We start from the raw sequence: 18449 nt of genomic DNA, 5'->3' as shown, positions 1-18449 counted from the left end.
TTAGCCCCCTTTTTGCCACCTTGAAAACCATCGTCGACGTGCAGTTGCAATCGTTTCTGGTCATTGTCGGCAATGCGTTACGAATTGAGCGCCCGTTTTCGCGGGTGGAATGGTTAACAACCTATCCAGAGGATTTTGAAATGGCAGAAATTACTGCAGCGTTGGTTAAAGAACTGCGTGAGCGTACTGGCGAAGGCATGATGGATTGCAAGAAGGCCTTGACCAAGGCTGGCGGCGACATCGAAAAAGCCATCGACGACATGCGTGCTTCCGGCGCGATCAAAGCTGCCAAGAAAGCCGGCAACGTGGCTGCTGAAGGCGCGATCAGCATCAAGGAAGACGGCAAGACTGCCGTCATTCTCGAAGTCAACTCGCAGACCGACTTCCTGGCTCTGCAGGACGACTTCAAGAATTTCGTTGCTGCCAGCGTCGAGAAAGCCTTTGCTGACAAGATGACCGAAGTTGAGCCGCTGATCGCTGCTCAAGAAGAAGCCCGTCTGGCCCTGGTTGCCAAAACTGGCGAGAACGTCAATATCCGTCGTCTGGCGCGTATTGAAGGTGACGTTCTGGGTTCTTACCTGCACGGCAACAAGATCGGTGTTGTGGTTGTGCTCAAGGGCGGCACCGTCGACCTGGCCAAAGACATCGCCATGCACGTAGCTGCAAGCAACCCTGAATTCCTGCTGCCTTCGGAAGTTTCCGCTGAAGCCATCGAGCGCGAGAAAGCCGTGTTCGTCAGCCTCAACGAAGACAAGATCAAGGGCAAGCCGGCTGAAATCGTCGAGAAGATGGTTGCTGGTCGTATCCAGAAGTTCCTGGCTGAAGCCAGCCTGGTTGAGCAAGCCTTCGTTAAGGATCCGGAAATCAAGGTCGGTGCTCTGGCCAAGAAAGCCGGTGCTGAAATCGTTTCCTTCACCTACTTCAAGGTTGGCGAAGGCATCGAGAAGCCAGTCGATAACTTTGCTGAAGAAGTTGCTGCGCAAGTAGCTGCTGCCAGCAAGCAGTAAGACGGCTAACCGCTGTTGCCCCGAAGAGGCTGCCCGCTAACGCGCGCGGCCTCTTTGTCAAATTGAGGGCACAGCTAAGCTGTGGAGTGGTTGGTGCTTTGGCACCAATGACTCAGGGCGCTGTCGAAGCGCTCGATAAAAGCGAACCGAAGGTTTGCACAGAATTCAAACGCCGCAGGAGAGACTCGCAATGGCTCAGCAGATGAGTGGTCGTCAACCGCGCTACAAGCGCATTCTGCTCAAACTTAGCGGCGAGGCCCTGATGGGGTCGGAAGATTTTGGCATCGATCCCAAGGTGCTGGACCGCATGGCGCTGGAAGTCGGCCAGCTGGTCGGTATTGGCGTACAGGTCGGTCTGGTTATCGGTGGTGGCAACCTGTTCCGTGGCGCGGCGCTGAGCGCGGCGGGTATGGATCGGGTAACCGGCGACCATATGGGCATGCTGGCCACCGTGATGAACGCCTTGGCCATGCGCGACGCGCTGGAACGTTCGAATATTCCGGCCATCGTCATGTCGGCCATTTCCATGGTTGGAGTGACCGATCACTACGACCGGCGCAAGGCGCTGCGTCATCTGAAGACCGGTGAGGTGGTGATTTTCGCCGCTGGCACTGGTAATCCTTTCTTTACTACCGACTCGGCTGCCTGCCTGCGCGCCATCGAAATTGATGCCGACGTGGTGCTCAAGGCGACCAAGGTGGATGGTGTGTACACTGCCGATCCATTCAAAGACCCGCATGCCGAGAAGTTCGATCGCCTGACATACGATGAGGTGCTCGACCGCAAGCTGGGCGTAATGGACCTGACGGCTATCTGCCTGTGCCGCGACCATAATATGCCGCTGCGTGTTTTCAACATGAACAAGCCTGGTGCCCTGCTGAACGTTGTAGTCGGCGGCGCTGAAGGCACTCTGATTGAGGAAGATAAACATGATCAATGAGATCAAGAAAGACGCCCAAGTGCGTATGCAAAAGAGCCTGGAATCACTGGTTCATGCCTTCAGCCGAATCCGTACCGGTCAGGCCCACCCAAGCATCCTCGGTGGCGTGATGGTGCCTTACTACGGCTCCGACACCCCGCTGAACCAAGTAGCTAACGTCACCGTCAAGGACGCCCGTACCCTGCAGGTTGTAGCCTTCGAGCGCAACATGCTGTCTGCTGTCGATAAGGCGATCCAGAGCTCCGGCCTGGGCTTCAACCCGACCAATCTGGGTGAGCTGCTGCTGATCTCCATGCCGGCGCTGACCGAAGAAACCCGTAAGGGCTTCACCAAGCAGGCGCGTGATGCGGCTGAAGATGGTCGTGTGGCGGTGCGCAATATTCGTCGTGACGCCCTGAGCCAGTTGAAAGACCTGGTCAAGGAGAAGGAAATCAGCGAAGACGAAGAGCGCCGTGCAGCCGACGAAATCCAGAAGCTGACCGACAAGTTTGTCGCGGAAATCGAAGTGGCAGTGAAGCAGAAAGAAGCGGATCTGATGGCCGTTTAACGGCCAGGATATCGTCATGGAAAAGACCAAAGACGGTAGTCCGTTCGTCGTACCACGGCATGTGGCGATCATCATGGACGGTAACAATCGCTGGGCGAAGAAGCGTCTGCTGCCCGGCGTAGCCGGTCATAAAGCCGGTGTCGATGCGGTGCGTGCGGTGATCGAGGTGTGCGCCGAGGCGGGCGTCGAGGTGCTGACGCTGTTCGCCTTCTCCAGTGAAAACTGGCAGCGCCCGGCCGAGGAAGTCAGTGCGCTGATGGAGCTGTTCCTCAGTGCGCTGCGCCGCGAGGCGAAGAAACTCAATGCCAATGACATCAGCCTGCGCATCATTGGTGATCGTTCACGCTTTCACCCTGAGTTGCAGGCCGCGATGCGTGAGGCTGAAGCGCAGACTGCTGGCGACAAACGCTTTGTCCTGCAGGTGGCGGCCAACTATGGCGGTCAGTGGGATATCGCTCAGGCGGCGCAGCGTTTAGCCCGTGAAGTTCAAGGCGGTCATTTGCGCGCCGAGGACATCACTCCCGAATTGCTGCAGAGTTGCCTGGTAACCGGCGATTTGCCGCTGCCGGATCTGTGCATTCGCACCGGTGGCGAACACCGCATCAGTAATTTCCTGCTCTGGCAGCTGGCTTACACCGAGCTGTATTTCTCCGACCTGTTTTGGCCGGATTTCAAACACGACGCCATGCGCAAAGCCTTGGCCGATTTTGCTAGCCGCCAGCGTCGCTTTGGGAAAACCAGCGATCAGGTGGCTGCTGAGGCCCGTAGCTGATGCTCAAACAACGAATTATCACGGCGCTGGTGCTGTTGCCATTCGCCTTGGGTGGCTTCTTTCTGCTCAATGGCGCGCTGTTTGCGCTGTTTATCGGCGCGGTGGTCAGTTTGGGCGCCTGGGAATGGGCGCGGCTGGCAGGTTTTACTGCGCAGGTGCAGCGCGTGGCCTACGCCGCGCTGGTGGCCGCGCTATTGTTCGGTTTGTATTTGCTGCCAGCGTTGGCGCCTTGGGTGTTGTTGCTTGGGGTTGTCTGGTGGGGCGTGGCGACCTTTCTGGTGTTGGGTTATCCAGCCAGCAGCCGTCACTGGACGCAGGCTCCGGTGAGATTACTGATCGGCTTGCTGATTCTACTGCCGGCTTGGCAGGGCCTGGTGCTGTTCAAGCAGTGGCCTGAAGCGAATTGGCTGATTCTGGCGGTGATGGTGCTGGTATGGGGCGCGGATATCGGTGCCTATTTCGCCGGTCGGCGCTTCGGCAAGCGTAAGCTGGCCCCGCAGGTAAGTCCCGGTAAAAGCTGGGAAGGGGTGTTCGGTGGCCTGCTGGCGACCCTGCTGATCTGTGTGGGCGTGGCGATTTACCGTGACTGGTCGTTTACCAGTTTGTTGCTGGGCTTGATCGGCACCGCCGTGGTGGTGTTGATCTCGGTTGTCGGCGACCTGACCGAAAGCATGTTCAAGCGTCAATCCGGGGTTAAGGACAGCAGTAATCTGCTGCCGGGCCACGGCGGCGTGTTGGACCGTATCGACAGCCTGACGGCGGCAATCCCGGTGTTCGCTGCGTTGTTGTGGCTGGCGGGTTGGGGCGCGCTGTGAGTCATCCGCAGCAGATTACCGTGCTTGGCGCGACCGGCTCGATCGGTCTGAGCACCCTTGATGTCATCGCCCGCCATCCAGAGCGTTATCAAGTATTCGCGTTGTCCGGTTTCAGTCGTCTGACTGAACTGGAGGCGTTGTGCATGATCTACCGCCCGCGCTTTGCTGTGGTGCCGCAGGCTCTGCAAGCTCGCCATCTGCAGGATGGTTTGCGTGCGGCCGGCCTGACCACTCAGGTGTTGCATGGCCCCGAAGGGCTGTGTGAAGTGGCTGCGCATCCTGAAGTGGATGCGGTGATGGCTGCTATCGTCGGCGCGGCCGGTTTACCGCCGACCCTGGCGGCGGTCGAGGCCGGCAAGAAGGTGCTGCTGGCCAACAAAGAAGCTCTTGTGATGTCGGGCGCGCTGTTTATGCAGGCTGTGCGTAAAAGCGGCGCTGTGCTGTTACCAATCGATAGTGAACACAATGCGATTTTTCAGTGCCTGCCGGGTGACTACGCTCGCGGCCTGCAGCAAGTCGGTGTGCGGCGTATTCTGTTGACCGCTTCGGGCGGGCCATTTCGCGAAATGCCGCTGGAACAGTTGCATGCGGTCACCCCCGAGCAGGCGTGCGCGCACCCCAATTGGTCGATGGGGCGCAAAATCTCGGTCGATTCGGCGAGCATGATGAACAAAGGCCTGGAGCTGATCGAGGCCTGCTGGTTGTTTGATGCTACCCCGGCGCAGATTGAAGTGGTGGTGCATCCGCAGAGCGTGATCCATTCGCTGGTCGATTATGTCGACGGTTCGGTGCTGGCCCAATTGGGCAATCCGGATATGCGTACGCCGATCAGTCATGCTCTGGCCTGGCCAGAGCGAATCGACTCGGGTGTTGCGCCGCTGGATCTGTTCGCCATTGCTCGGTTGGACTTCCAGGCGCCTGACGAACAGCGCTTTCCTTGTCTGCGCCTGGCGCGTGATGCTGCGCAAGCCGGCGGTACCGCGCCAGCCATGCTCAATGCGGCCAATGAAGTGGCGGTTGCGGCCTTTCTTGAGCGACGCATCCGCTTTCCCGAAATCGCGAGTATCATCGAAGACGTTTTGCTCGCTGAGCCCGCCCTGGCGGTTGAGAGCCTGGATACGGTGCTGGCTGCAGATGGTCGGGCCCGCTATCTGGCCGAACAATGGCTGAGTCTGCGCTGATCACCGACGCGGAGAAGTTTGATGAGTGCGCTTTATATGTTGGTCGGTACCCTGGTTGCACTGGGTGTGCTAGTAACCATCCACGAATATGGGCACTTCTGGGTCGCCCGCCGATGTGGCGTCAAGGTACTGCGGTTTTCCGTCGGTTTTGGCAGCCCGCTGCTGCGTTGGCATGACCGCCAGGGCACTGAGTTTGTCGTGGCCGCCATCCCGCTGGGCGGTTATGTGAAGATGCTCGATGAACGCGAAGGCGATGTGCCGCCGGAGCTGCTTGATCAGTCGTTCAATCGCAAGTCAGTCCAGCAGCGTATTGCCATCGTGGCGGCTGGTCCGGTGGCGAACTTCCTCCTAGCGCTACTGTTCTTCTGGGTTGTGGCGATGCTGGGCAGCCAGCAGGTGCGCCCGGTTATTGGCGCGGTCGATGCGGGCAGTCTGGCCGATGTCGCTGGTTTGCAGGTCGGGCAGGAGATTGTTGCGGTTGACGGCGAGCCCACCACCGGCTGGGCTGCGGTAAATCTGCAGCTGGTTAGTCGGCTGGGGGAAAGTGGTCGTCTGGATCTCGCGGTACGCGAGCCGGGTTCCTCGGTCGACAGTCCTCGGCAGATCGTCCTGGATAACTGGCTGCGCGGTGCCGATGAGCCAGATCCCATCTCCTCATTGGGTATTCGCCCTTGGCGTCCGGCGCTGCAGCCGGTGCTGGCGCAGCTTGATCCTGAAGGTCCGGCATTTGCTGCGGGCTTGCAGGTTGGCGATCGCCTGCTGGCGCTCGACGGTCAGTCTTTGGCCGATTGGCAGCAGCTGGTGGATCAAGTACGTGGCTTGCCGGGTAAAAAGATTAGTTTGCGGGTAGAGCGCCAAGGTCAGCAGCTGGATGTGCCGTTGACTCTGGCCGCTCGGGGTGAAGCTGAGGCGCTGAGTGGTTACCTGGGTGCTGGTGTCGCGGGGGGCGAATGGCCGCCTGAGATGTTGCGCGAAGTCAGCTATGGCCCTTTAGAAGCCATTGCCGAAGGCGCCAAAAACACCTGGGCAATGAGCGTTTTGACCCTTAATTCACTGAAGAAAATGCTGTTTGGCGAGCTCTCGGTAAAAAACTTGAGCGGGCCGATAACCATTGCTAAAGTGGCGGGCGCTTCTGCTGAGTCAGGTTTGAGTGATTTTCTTAAATTTCTCGCCTACTTAAGCATTAGTCTGGGGGTTCTTAATTTGTTGCCTATCCCCGTGCTGGATGGGGGGCATCTGCTTTTTTATCTGGTCGAGTGGGTGCGTGGTCGCCCGCTGTCGGAACGGATACAGGGTTGGGGGATGCAGATCGGCATCAGTTTGGTCATCGGGGTGATGTTACTGGCCCTGGTAAACGACTTGGGTCGCCTGTAACCACTGCTGAATTACGCTCTCGGTACGAACAATACGTGTCGCACTAAGCGGCAGATTTTTTATTGTCAGTTGGAATAAGAAAGGACTTCATGAAACGTCTGCTGCTACCTGCGGTGCTTGCCGCACTGATGATCACCGAAGTTCACGCCGAGTCCTTCACCATCTCCGATATCCGGGTCACCGGTCTGCAGCGCGTTTCCGCGGGTAGCGTATTCGGTGCCCTGCCACTTAATGTGGGCGCGCAAGCCGATGACCGTTCGCTGGTTGAGGCGACACGCGAGCTGTTCAAAACCGGCTTTTTCCAAGACATTCAGCTCGGTCGCGATGGCGACGTACTGGTTGTGACCGTGGTTGAGCGTCCGTCGATTTCCAGTATCGAAATTGAAGGCAACAAGGCCATCACCAGCGAAGACTTGCTCAAAGGTCTCAATCAGTCCGGTCTGTCTGAAGGTGAGATTTTTCAGCGCGCAACCCTCGAAGGTGTGCGTAATGAGCTGCAGCGTCAATACGTTGCGCAGGGTCGCTACTCCGCCGAAATCGAAGCCGAGGTGATTCCGCAGCCGCGCAACCGCGTAGCGCTAAAGATCAATATCAATGAAGGCTCGGTTGCTGCGATTCAGCATATCAACGTAGTAGGTAACTCGGTCTTTGCTGATGAGGACCTGATTGACCTGTTTGAGCTGAAGACCACCAACTGGCTGTCCTTCTTTAAAAATGATGACAAGTACGCCCGTGAAAAGCTTTCCGGCGACTTGGAGCGCCTGCGTTCTTACTACCTGGATCGCGGCTATATCAACATGGATATCAGCTCAACCCAGGTATCCATTACCCCAGACAAAAAACACGTCTATGTCACCGTCAACGTTGATGAAGGCGAGAAGTACACCGTACGTGAGGTCAAACTCAGCGGTGAACTGAAGGTTCCGGAAGAAGACGTACGGGCCCTGCTGCTGGTTCAGGAGGGTCAGGTTTTCTCGCGGAAAGTGATGACCACTACGTCCGAGCTGATCACCCGCCGCCTGGGTAACGAAGGCTATACCTTCGCCAACGTCAATGGCGTGCCAGAAGCCCATGATGATGGCACTGTGTCGATTACCTTTGTGGTCGATCCGGGCAAGCGTGCTTACGTTAACCGCATCAACTTCCGTGGCAACACCAAGTCTGAAGACGAAGTGTTGCGCCGTGAAATGCGTCAGATGGAAGGTGGTTGGGCTTCGACGTACCTGATCGATCAGTCCAAGACCCGTCTGGAACGTCTGGGCTACTTCAAGGAAGTTAACGTCGAAACCCCACAGGTGCCAGGCACCGATGATCAGGTTGACGTCAACTACAGCGTGGAAGAGCAGGCTTCTGGCTCCATCACCGCCAGCGTTGGTTTTGCCCAGAACGCCGGTCTGATTCTCGGTGGTTCGATTACCCAGAACAACTTCCTGGGTACGGGTAACAAGGTCAGCGTCGGCTTGACTCGCAGCGAGTATCAGAGCAACTACAACTTTGGTTTTGTTGACCCCTACTGGACGCCAGATGGCGTTAGCTTGGGCTACAACGCCTTCTTCCGTGAAACCGATTACGACGAACTGAACACCGATGTATCTAGCTACTCGGTGGATAGCTACGGCGTGGGCGCCAGTATCGGCTATCCAATCAGTGATACTTCGCGCCTGACCTATGGTTTGACCGTGCAGAACGACAGCATCGGTACTGGTGTGTATACAGTCGATGAGATTTTCAACTTTATCGAGCAAGAGGGTGACAGTTATCTGAACCTGAAAGCATCGGTCGGTTGGTCTGAGTCGACACTAAACCGCGGCGTACTCGCTAACCGTGGCCACTCGCAAAGTTTGGTCTTTGAAACCACGGTGCCGGGCAGTGACCTGTCGTTCTTTAAGGTCGATTACCGTGGTCAGGTCTTCAAACCGCTGAGCGACACCTATACCCTGCGTCTGCATAGCCAGCTGGGTTATGGCGAGAGCTATGGCTCTACTTCCGATCTGCCGTTCTACGAGCACTACTACGCGGGTGGTTTCAACTCGGTACGTGGTTTCAAAGACAGCAGCCTTGGGCCGCGTAGTACGCCGAGCCGTGGTACTAACCCTGGTACAGCCTTCGACCCTGATCAAGACCCACTGCCCTTTGGTGGCAACGTACTGATTCAAGGTGGTGCTGAGCTGTTGTTCCCTATGCCTTTCGTGAAAGATCAACGCTCTCTGCGCACTGCGCTGTTCTGGGATGTGGGTAACGTCTTCGACACCAACTGTGGCAAGTCCCAGGAAGAGTGCGGCAGCATCGATCCAGGCAACTTGGCCAGCTCTGTGGGTGTTGGTTTGACGTGGATCACAGCCCTGGGCCCGTTGAGCTTCAGCTTGGCCATGCCAATCATCAAACCGGATGATGCTGATACGCAGATTTTCCAGTTCTCTCTCGGTCAGACGTTCTAAGCGTCGGATTTTTGAATACCAACAGTTTTGCAGGAGTTGCACCGTGCGTAAGTTGACTCAACTGGTTTTGTTAAGCGTTGCCCTGCTGGCAACCCCGGCTTTTGCCGAGATGAAAGTAGCGGTACTGAACTACCAAATGGCCTTGCTTGAATCTGACGCTGCCAAGCGTTACGCCGTGGATGCCGAGAAAAAATTCGGCCCGCAGCTGAATAAGCTGAAAACCCTGGAAAGCGACGCCAAACGCATTCAGGACCGTCTGGTCAAAGACGGCGAAAAAATGCAGACCGCTGAGCGCGAGCGCCTGGAGCTTGAATTCAAGCAAAAAGCTCGTGACTTCCAGTTCCAGTCCAAAGAACTGAATGAGTCTAAGGCCGTGGCTGATCGTGAAATGCTGAAGAAGCTCAAGCCGAACCTGGACAAGGCCGTGGAAGAAGTGATCAAGACCGGTAACTTCGACCTGGTGCTGGAGCGCGGCGCGGTGATTGATGTCAAACCTCAGTTCGACATCACCCGCCAGGTTATTGAGCGCATGAATCAGCTGCGCTGATCATGAGTGCAACGGTTTATACCCTTGGCCAGCTGGCCGAGCGTCTGGGCGCCATCTTGCGTGGCGACACAGGCAAGCCGATCAGCGGCTTGGCTACCTTGCAGGAAGCCGGCGCTGATCAGCTGAGCTTTCTCGCCAATGCGCAATACCGTAAGTTTCTCTCGGGCTGCCAGGCTGGCGCGGTGCTGTTGACCCCTGCTGATGCCGAAGGCTATGCCGGCAATGCCTTGGTCGTTGCTAATCCCTATCTGGCGTATGCCGAGCTCTCCCATCTATTTGACCGCAAGCCCCAGGCATTGCCTGGTGTGCACCCCACTGCTGTGGTGGCTGCGGATGCGCAGATCGATGCGACTGCCAGTATCGGCGCCTATGCGGTGATCGAGAGTGGCGCGCAGATTGCGGCTGGCGTAGCTGTCGGCGCGCAGTGTGTTGTTGGCGCGCGTTCGGTGATTGGTGAGGGCGGCTGGTTGGCCCCGCGAGTGACGCTGTATCACGACGTACGCATCGGTAAGCGGGTAGTTATTCAATCCGGCGCGGTGATCGGCGGTGAAGGCTTCGGCTTTGCCAACGAGAAGGGCGTTTGGCAGAAGATTGCGCAGATCGGTGGCGTGACTATCGGTGATGACGTCGAGATCGGCGCCAATACCACCGTCGACCGTGGTGCGCTGTCGGACACGCTGATTGGTAATGGGGTCAAGCTGGATAACCAGATCATGATCGCGCACAACGTGCAGATCGGCGAAAACACGGCCATGGCCGGTTGCGCGGGTATTTCCGGCAGTACCAAGATTGGCAAGAACTGCATGATCGCCGGTGGTGTGGGCATGGTTGGGCACATCGAGGTGTGCGACAACGTATTTGTCACCGGTATGACCATGGTCACCCGTTCGATCACTGAACCGGGGTCCTATTCCTCGGGCACCGCCATGCAGCCAGCTGCTGAATGGCGCAAGAGCGCGGCACGGATTCGTCAGTTGGATGATATGGCGCGCCGCCTGCAACAGTTGGAAAAGCAGCTGGCGGCCGTGACCCCAACCGCCGACACTTCATCTGATGCCTGAGCCGGTGTTTGCCGGCTTCTCTTTTTTCTCTTACAGGCTTCTCTGCACATGATGGACATTAACCAGATTCGCGAATACTTGCCGCACCGCTACCCGTTCCTCTTGGTGGACCGGGTGGCTGAGCTGGATATTGAAGGCAAGCGAATTCGCGCCTACAAGAATGTCAGCATCAATGAGCCGTTTTTCAACGGGCATTTCCCTGAGCACCCGATTATGCCGGGCGTGTTGATCATTGAAGCCATGGCTCAAGCAGCCGGCATTCTCGGTTTCAAGATGATGGACCTGAAGCCTTCCGATGGCACCCTGTATTACTTTGTTGGCTCCGACAAGCTACGCTTTCGCCAGCCAGTGGTGCCGGGTGATCAACTGATCCTCGAAGCCCGCTACCTTAGCAGCAAGCGCAGCATCTGGAAGTTCGAGTGCAAAGCTAGCGTCGACGGCAAGGAAGTCTGCTCGGCAGAAATCATCTGTGCGGAACGCAAGCTATGAGTTTGATTGACCCTCGCGCCATCATCGATCCCAGCGCCAAGTTGGCTGACGACGTCGTCGTCGGCCCTTGGTCGATAGTTGGGGCCGATGTAGAAATTGGCGAGGGTACAGTGATCGGCCCCCATGTGATTCTCAAGGGGCCGACGCGGATCGGTAAACACAACCGCATCTATCAGTTCTCTTCGGTGGGTGAAGACACGCCTGATCTTAAGTACCAGGGTGAGGCGACTCGACTGGTCATTGGCGACCATAACGTGATCCGCGAGGGTGTCACCATCCACCGCGGCACCGTGCAGGATCGCAGCGAAACCACCCTCGGCGACCACAACCTGATCATGGCCTATGCCCACATCGGCCATGACAGCGTGATCGGTAACCATTGCATCCTGGTCAACAACACCGCGTTGGCCGGGCATGTGTGGGTCGATGACTGGGCGATTCTCTCTGGCTACACCCTAGTCCATCAGTTCTGTCGTATCGGTGCGCACAGCTTTTCCGGTATGGGCACGGCGATTGGCAAGGATGTACCGGCATTTGTCACCGTGTTCGGCAACCCGGCCGAAGCGCGCAGCATGAACTTCGAAGGCATGCGCCGTCGTGGTTTCAGCGCCGAGGCGATTGCCGCCTTACGTCGCGCGTACAAGATTGTCTATCGCCAGGGACTTACGGTTGAGCAGGCGATGGCCGAACTGGCCGAGTCGTCTGCTGAGTTCCCCGAAGTCGCGATCTTCCGCGACTCCATTCAGGCTTCAAGCCGCGGCATTACCCGATAATTTATGACTGACCTGATGCGTGTCGCGCTGGTCGCTGGCGAGGCGTCTGGCGATATTCTCGGTGCGGGCCTGATGCAGGCCCTCAAAGCCAAATACCCACAGATCGAATTTATCGGTGTCGGTGGCCCGCTGATGCAGGCCCAGGGGCTGAATTCCTATTTTCCGATGGAGCGCTTGTCGGTGATGGGCTTGGTCGAGGTACTTGGCCGTCTGCCTGAGCTGCTGTCGCGGCGCAAGCGGCTGATCAATACCCTGATCGCGGCCAAACCGGATGTCTTTATCGGCATCGATGCGCCGGATTTTAATCTGACCCTTGAACTCAAGTTGCGTCAGGCGGGCATCAAGACCGTGCATTACGTCAGCCCGTCTGTGTGGGCCTGGCGGCAGAAGCGCGTGCTGAAGATTCGTGAGGCCTGCGACCTGATGCTGACCCTGTTCCCGTTTGAGGCGCAGTTCTATCAGGATCATCAGGTGCCGGTGCGCTTTGTCGGCCACCCGCTGGCCGATACCATTCCGCAGCAGGCGGATCGCGCCGCGGCCCGTGATGCGCTGAACTTATCGCATGATCAGCCAGTGGTGGCCCTGATGCCGGGTAGCCGTGGCGGCGAAGTATCGCGCCTGGGCAGCCTGTTTCTCGATGCCGCCGTGCGGTTGCGCACCTTGCGCCCCGGTATCCAGTTTGTCCTGCCCTGTTCCAGCCTGGAGCGCCGTGCGCAGCTTGAGCAGATGCTGGTGGGCCGTGATCTGTCGCTGACCTTGCTTAATGGCCGCTCCCATGAGGCGCTGGCGGCCTGTGATGCGGTGCTGATCGCTTCCGGCACGGCGACCCTTGAGGCCCTGCTGTACAAGCGACCTATGGTGGTGGCCTACAAGGTTGCGCCGTTGACTTACCGCATCCTCAAGCGCCTGGTCACCAGTGCTTATATCTCCCTGCCGAATCTGCTGGCTGAGCGTTTGCTGGTACCCGAGATGATTCAGGATGCCGCTACGGCTGAAGCATTGGCCCAGTTGCTGGCGCCATTGCTGGATGGCGGCGAGGTGCAGACCGAAGGCTTTGATGTGATTCACCGCGCACTGCGACGTGACGCTTCGGTGCAGGCCGCCAAAGCTGTGTTGCAGCTGACAGGTCGCGGCTGATGCAGCTCGGGCTGGATTTCACCCAGGTGCAGGAGCTGGTGGCTGGCGTCGATGAAGTCGGCCGTGGCCCGCTGTGTGGCGCAGTGGTGACTGCGGCGGTGATTCTCGATCCGGCGCGACCGATTCTCGGCCTGAACGATTCGAAAAAGCTCACCGAGGCGCGCCGGGAAAAACTCTTCGACGAGATTCGTGAAAAAGCTCTGGCCTGGTGCATCGCCCGCGCTGAGGTCGAAGAAATCGATCAGCTGAATATCCTGCAGGCCACCATGCTGGCCATGCAGCGCGCGGTCGAGGGCTTGAGCGTCACGCCCAAGCTGGCGCTGATCGATGGTAATCGCTGCCCGAAACTGCAGGTGCCCAGCGCCGCGGTGATTAAAGGCGATAGCCAGGTGCCGGCGATTGCTGCGGCATCGATTCTGGCCAAGGTCAGCCGTGATCGCGAGATGCAGCTGCTTGATAAGCAATACCCCGGTTACGGTATCGCCGGGCACAAAGGCTACCCGACTCCGGTACACCTGGAAGCGCTGCGGCGCCTAGGGCCGACCCCGATTCACCGGCGCTCTTTTGGCCCGGTACGTGCGTTGTTGGACGACTGACACAACGCTGGCGAAATTCCCTCGTTATCCTGTGCCCGGTAGCGCTTGTCGCGCGCTGCTGCGGTTGTACAATCCCTGCCTTGTCGTTTTTGCGTTTTGTATAGGACTGCCATGACCGCTTCGTTCGTCCACCTGCGTTTGCACACCGAGTTTTCCCTGGTCGATGGGCTGGTGCGGGTCAAGCCACTGATCAAGTCGGTGGCGGCAGCTGGAATGCCGGCGGTGGCGGTCACCGATATGAGCAATATGTGCTCGTTGGTGAAGTTCTATAAGGCGGCCATGGGCGGCGGTATCAAGCCAATCTGCGGCGCCGACATCTGGCTGGCCAGTGCCGATGAAGATGGCCCGCTCAGCCGCATGACCCTGCTGGCGATGAATGCCAAGGGTTATCGCAACCTCACTGAACTGGTCTCGCGCGGCTGGAGCGAAGGGCAGAGCAATGACCTGGTGATCATCCAGCGTGACTGGGTCAAGGAAGCGGCCGAAGGCCTTATTGCGCTCTCTGGAGCCAAGGAAGGCGAAGTCGGCCATGCCTTGCTCGATGGTGAGCCAGCGGCGGCTGAAGCCTTACTGCGCGAGTGGATGGAGGTGTTCCCCGAGCGTTTCTACCTGGAAGTACAGCGCACCAACCGGGTCAATGACGAAGAACATCTTCACGCTGCGGTGGCCCTGGCTGACAAGGTCGGAGCGCCGCTAGTAGCGACCAACGATGTGCGCTTTATCAAGCAGGACGATTTCGCCGCCCACGAAACCCGCGTGTGCATCGGCGAAGGCCGCAGTCTGGATGATCCGCGCCGTTTGCGCACCTATTCCGATCAGCAGTATCTAAAAAGTCCGGAGGAAATGGCCGAGCTGTTCAGTGACCTGCCGGAAGCGCTGGAAAACACCATCGAGATCGCCAAACGCTGCAATATCGAAGTGCAGCTGGGCAAGTACTTCCTGCCGGATTTCCCGGTGCCGGCCGGGCTGACCATGGACGAATACTTTCGCCAGGTCTCGTTCGAGGGCTTGGAAGAGCGCCTGGCGGTGCTCTGGCCGAAGGAGACCACGCCCAATTACGAAGAGAAGCGTCAGGTCTATATCGACCGGCTGAATTTCGAGCTGGATATCATCATCCAGATGGGCTTCCCCGGTTACTTCCTGATCGTAATGGACTTTATCAAGTGGGCGAAGAACAACGGCGTCCCGGTCGGTCCAGGCCGTGGGTCGGGTGCCGGTTCGCTGGTGGCCTACGTGCAGAAGATTACTGACCTCGATCCGCTGGCCTATGACCTGCTGTTCGAACGTTTCCTCAACCCGGAACGGGTGTCCATGCCCGACTTCGACGTCGACTTCTGCATGGACGGCCGCGACCGGGTAATCGATTACGTGGCCGAGAAATACGGCCGTAACGCGGTGAGCCAGATCATCACCTTCGGCACCATGGCGGCCAAGGCGGTGGTGCGAGACGTGGCGCGGGCGCAGGGCAAGTCCTACGGCTTGGCCGACCGCCTGTCGAAGATGATTCCTTTCGAAGTCGGCATGACCCTGGAAAAAGCCTACGAGATGGAAGAGCCGCTGCGCGACTTCCTCAAGGTCGACGAAGACGCCCGGGAAATCTGGGAGATGTCGCTCAAGCTCGAAGGCATCTGTCGCGGTACCGGCAAGCACGCCGGTGGCGTGGTTATCGCGCCAACCAAACTTACCGACTTCTCGCCGATAGCCTGCGATGACGAGGGTGGCGGCTTAGTCACCCAGTTCGATAAGGACGATGTGGAATCCGCCGGCCTGGTGAAGTTCGACTTCCTTGGTCTGCGCACCCTGACCATCATCAAGTGGGCGATGGAGACCATCAACCGCGAGCAGGCCAAGAAGGGCTTGCCGGATCTGAACATCGACTTTATTCCGTTGGACGACAAACCGACGTTCAGCATGCTGCAGAAGGCCGAGACCACTGCGGTGTTCCAGCTTGAATCGCGTGGCATGAAGGAGCTGATCAAAAAGCTCAAGCCGGACTGCCTGGAAGACATGATCGCTCTGGTGGCCCTGTTCCGTCCGGGGCCGCTGCAGTCGGGCATGGTGGATGACTTTATCAACCGTAAGCACGGTCGTGAGCCGATTTCCTACCCGCATCAGGACTATCAATACGCGGGTCTTGAGCCGGTGCTTAAGCCGACCTACGGCATCATCCTGTACCAGGAACAGGTGATGCAGATCGCCCAGGTCATGGCCGGCTACACCCTCGGCGGTGCGGATATGCTGCGCCGCGCCATGGGTAAGAAAAAGCCCGAAGAGATGGCCAAGCAGCGCGGTGGCTTTATTGAAGGCTGCGCCAGCAACGGGATCGATGCGAACCTGGCGGGTAACATCTTTGATCTGGTGGAGAAGTTCGCCGGTTACGGCTTCAACAAATCCCACTCCGCTGCCTATGGCTTGCTCTCGTATCAGACGGCCTGGCTTAAGGCGCACCACTCGGCGGCCTTTATGGCGGCGGTGTTGTCGGCGGATATGCACAACACCGACAAGGTGGTCACCCTGATCGAGGAATGCCGCAGCATGAAGCTGCGCCTCGATGCGCCGGATGTGAACATCTCCGAGTTCAAGTTCACGGTTAACAACGAAGGCTGGATCGTCTACGGCCTGGGTGCGATCAAGGGCGTCGGCGAGGGGCCAGTGGAGGCTATCGTCGAGGCGCGTCAGGAAGGACCGTTCAAGGACCTGTTCGACTTCTGCTCGCGCGTCGACCTCAAGCGCATCAACAAGCGCACCCTCGAAGCGCTGATCCGCAGCGGCGCGCTGGACCGTCTGGGACCGCATTTCCATGAAGAGCTGAAAGCCTACAAGGCCAATATCGACCGCAATCGCGCGGTATTACTGGGTGCAATGGAGGAGGCTGTGCAGGCCGCCGAACAGACTGCGCGCAGCGCCGAGAGCGGGCATATGGACCTGTTCGGCGGGGTATTTGCCGATGCCGAGGCGGATGTTTACCTCAATCATCTGCGTGCCCGCGAGCTGACGCTGAAAGAGCGCCTCAAAGGTGAGAAAGACACCCTGGGCCTGTACCTGACTGGTCACCCGATTGATGAGTACGAAGGCGAAGTGCGGCGGTTTGCCCGCCAGCGCATCGTCGACCTGAAAGCCGCACGCGGCGATCAGACGATTGCCGGTCTGGTGGTCAACCTGCGGGTGATGAAGAACAAGAAGGGCGACAAGATGGGCTTTATCACCCTCGATGACCGTTCCGGGCGTATCGAGGCCTCTCTGTTTGCCGAAGCTTTTAACAGTGCTCAAGCCTTGTTACAGACCGACGCCCTGGTGGTGGTCGAAGGCGAGGTGAGTAATGACGACTTTTCCGGTGGTCTGCGCCTGCGTGCCAAACGGGTGATGAGTCTGGAAGAAGCGCGAACCGGTCTGGCCGATAGCTTGCGTCTGAAGGTCGCCAGCAGCGCCTTGCAGGGCGATCGTCTGCGTTGGCTGGCCGACTTGTGCGGCCGTCATCGCGGTGCGTGCCCGATCACTGTCGACTACAGCGGCAGTGACGCCAAGGCGCAATTGCAGTTTGGCGAAGGCTGGCGCATTGAGCCGGCTGACAGTCTGATTCAGGCATTGCGTGACCAGTTCGGCCGCGACAACGTCTTTTTGCACTACCGCTGATTTGCGAGGCTCAGGCTTCGCCGGTCGGTCGTGATACCCAGTGGGTTCTGTATTGAAGGCTTTCGTACAGAACCGGGTGTCGACCTGAATGCGCCTGCTGCTATAAGGTAGAGCGCGATAACGGATACAGCTCCCGGCCACTTGGCCGTCGACGCAAGACGGATGACTATGAACCCGAATTTTCTCGATTTCGAACAGCCGATCGCCGACCTGCAAGCCAAGATCGAAGAGCTTCGCCTGGTCGGTAACGACAACTCGTTGAACATCAACGATGAAATCGCCCGCCTGCAGGACAAGAGCAGCTCGCTGACCGAAAGCATTTTCGGCAACCTGAGCAGCTGGCAGATCGCTCAGCTGGCGCGCCACCCACGCCGTCCTTACACCCTGGATTACCTGCAGCACATCTTTACCGAGTTCGATGAGCTGCATGGCGACCGTCACTTCTCCGACGATGCGGCCCTGGTGGGCGGCGTTGCCCGTCTGGATGGTGAGCCGGTGATGGTGATTGGTCACCAGAAAGGCCGTGAGATTCGCGAAAAGGTGCGCCGCAACTTCGGCATGCCGCGTCCGGAGGGCTACCGCAAGGCGTGTCGCCTGATGGAAATGGCCGAACGTTTCAAGATGCCGATCCTGACCTTTATCGACACCCCGGGTGCCTACCCAGGCATCGACGCCGAAGAGCGCAACCAGAGCGAAGCCATCGCCTGGAACCTGCGCGTTATGGCGCGCCTGAAAACCCCGATCATCGCCACTGTAATCGGTGAGGGTGGTTCCGGTGGTGCCTTGGCGATTGGCGTATGCGATCAGCTGAACATGCTGCAGTACTCCACCTATTCGGTGATCTCGCCGGAAGGTTGCGCCTCGATTCTGTGGAAGACCGCAGAAAAGGCGCCAGATGCCGCCGAGGCCATGGGTATTACGGCCGAGCGCCTGAAAGGCCTGGGCATTGTTGACCAGGTAATCGGTGAACCACTTGGCGGCGCACACAGCGACCCAGCTGCCGCCGCCGAGTCGGTGCGGCAGGCCTTGCTGACGCAGTTGTCCATGCTCAAGACCTTCGATACCGACGCGCTGCTCAAGCGTCGTTATGAGCGTCTGATGAGCTACGGAATTGCCTGATTGCTCGGTAGCTGCGCATA

The 18449-nt window shown here is 58.3% G+C and carries 16 protein-coding genes; all 16 read left to right on the top strand.

The window, feature by feature from the left end; all coding sequences use genetic code 11:
- Positions 1–140 precede the first annotated feature (140 nt).
- The 16 genes from tsf to ALTER154_RS02525 all read left to right on the top strand — a co-directional run bounded on the left by tsf (position 141) and on the right by ALTER154_RS02525 (position 18429).
- Complete coding sequence (gene tsf / locus ALTER154_RS02600) at positions 141–1007, top strand: translation elongation factor Ts (protein ID WP_160085136.1); 867 nt, start codon at positions 141–143, stop codon at positions 1005–1007.
- Positions 1008–1197: 190 nt separating this feature from the next.
- Positions 1198–1947: a UMP kinase gene (gene pyrH, locus ALTER154_RS02595; RefSeq protein ID WP_090248393.1), complete on the top strand. Its 750-nt coding sequence runs from the start codon at positions 1198–1200 to the stop codon at positions 1945–1947.
- On the top strand, positions 1937–2494 hold the full coding sequence (gene frr, locus ALTER154_RS02590) for a ribosome recycling factor (RefSeq protein WP_090383231.1): 558 nt from the start codon (positions 1937–1939) through the stop codon (positions 2492–2494). The genes pyrH and frr overlap by 11 nt, the downstream gene beginning before the upstream one ends.
- 16 nt (positions 2495–2510) lie before the next feature.
- On the top strand, positions 2511–3266 hold the full coding sequence (gene uppS, locus ALTER154_RS02585; RefSeq protein WP_160085135.1) for a polyprenyl diphosphate synthase: 756 nt from the start codon (positions 2511–2513) through the stop codon (positions 3264–3266).
- Positions 3266–4081, top strand: a complete 816-nt coding sequence (locus ALTER154_RS02580) for a phosphatidate cytidylyltransferase (protein WP_160085134.1) — start codon at positions 3266–3268, stop codon at positions 4079–4081. Before uppS ends, ALTER154_RS02580 begins: the two co-directional genes overlap by 1 nt.
- A complete protein-coding gene (gene ispC / locus ALTER154_RS02575) occupies positions 4078–5262 on the top strand; it encodes a 1-deoxy-D-xylulose-5-phosphate reductoisomerase (protein ID WP_160085133.1) in 1185 nt (394 codons plus the stop codon). The genes ALTER154_RS02580 and ispC overlap by 4 nt, the downstream gene beginning before the upstream one ends.
- A 21-nt stretch (positions 5263–5283) precedes the next feature.
- Positions 5284–6636 (top strand): sigma E protease regulator RseP, encoded by a 1353-nt coding sequence (gene rseP / locus ALTER154_RS02570; RefSeq protein ID WP_160085132.1) that lies wholly within the window; start codon positions 5284–5286, stop codon positions 6634–6636.
- 89 nt (positions 6637–6725) lie between these two features.
- Positions 6726–9074, top strand: coding sequence for an outer membrane protein assembly factor BamA (gene bamA / locus ALTER154_RS02565; RefSeq protein WP_160085131.1), 2349 nt, complete (start codon positions 6726–6728; stop codon positions 9072–9074).
- A 43-nt stretch (positions 9075–9117) separates the two neighbouring features.
- On the top strand, positions 9118–9621 hold the full coding sequence (locus tag ALTER154_RS02560; RefSeq protein ID WP_090248384.1) for an OmpH family outer membrane protein: 504 nt from the start codon (positions 9118–9120) through the stop codon (positions 9619–9621).
- Complete coding sequence (lpxD, locus tag ALTER154_RS02555; protein ID WP_160089966.1) at positions 9621–10682, top strand: UDP-3-O-(3-hydroxymyristoyl)glucosamine N-acyltransferase; 1062 nt, start codon at positions 9621–9623, stop codon at positions 10680–10682. Before ALTER154_RS02560 ends, lpxD begins: the two co-directional genes overlap by 1 nt.
- A 48-nt stretch (positions 10683–10730) precedes the next feature.
- The gene (fabZ, locus tag ALTER154_RS02550) at positions 10731–11171 is read left to right on the top strand and encodes a 3-hydroxyacyl-ACP dehydratase FabZ (protein ID WP_160015687.1); all 441 of its coding nucleotides are present in this window, start codon (positions 10731–10733) and stop codon (positions 11169–11171) included.
- Positions 11168–11944 (top strand): acyl-ACP--UDP-N-acetylglucosamine O-acyltransferase, encoded by a 777-nt coding sequence (lpxA, locus tag ALTER154_RS02545; RefSeq protein ID WP_090248379.1) that lies wholly within the window; start codon positions 11168–11170, stop codon positions 11942–11944. The genes fabZ and lpxA overlap by 4 nt, the downstream gene beginning before the upstream one ends.
- 3 nt (positions 11945–11947) lie before the next feature.
- Positions 11948–13081, top strand: coding sequence for a lipid-A-disaccharide synthase (lpxB, locus tag ALTER154_RS02540; protein ID WP_160085130.1), 1134 nt, complete (start codon positions 11948–11950; stop codon positions 13079–13081).
- Complete coding sequence (gene rnhB, locus ALTER154_RS02535; RefSeq protein WP_160085129.1) at positions 13081–13677, top strand: ribonuclease HII; 597 nt, start codon at positions 13081–13083, stop codon at positions 13675–13677. The genes lpxB and rnhB overlap by 1 nt, the downstream gene beginning before the upstream one ends.
- A 111-nt stretch (positions 13678–13788) precedes the next feature.
- A complete protein-coding gene (gene dnaE / locus ALTER154_RS02530; RefSeq protein WP_160085128.1) occupies positions 13789–17310 on the top strand; it encodes a DNA polymerase III subunit alpha in 3522 nt (1173 codons plus the stop codon).
- 168 nt (positions 17311–17478) lie between these two features.
- Positions 17479–18429, top strand: a complete 951-nt coding sequence (locus ALTER154_RS02525) for an acetyl-CoA carboxylase carboxyltransferase subunit alpha (protein WP_160085127.1) — start codon at positions 17479–17481, stop codon at positions 18427–18429.
- Positions 18430–18449 lie beyond the last annotated feature (20 nt).

It is taken from the genome of Pseudomonas sp. 9AZ (assembly GCF_902506525.1).
In the GTDB taxonomy this organism is placed as follows: domain Bacteria; phylum Pseudomonadota; class Gammaproteobacteria; order Pseudomonadales; family Pseudomonadaceae; genus Aquipseudomonas; species Aquipseudomonas peli.
This window is presented reverse-complemented; position numbering and strand designations above follow the sequence as displayed.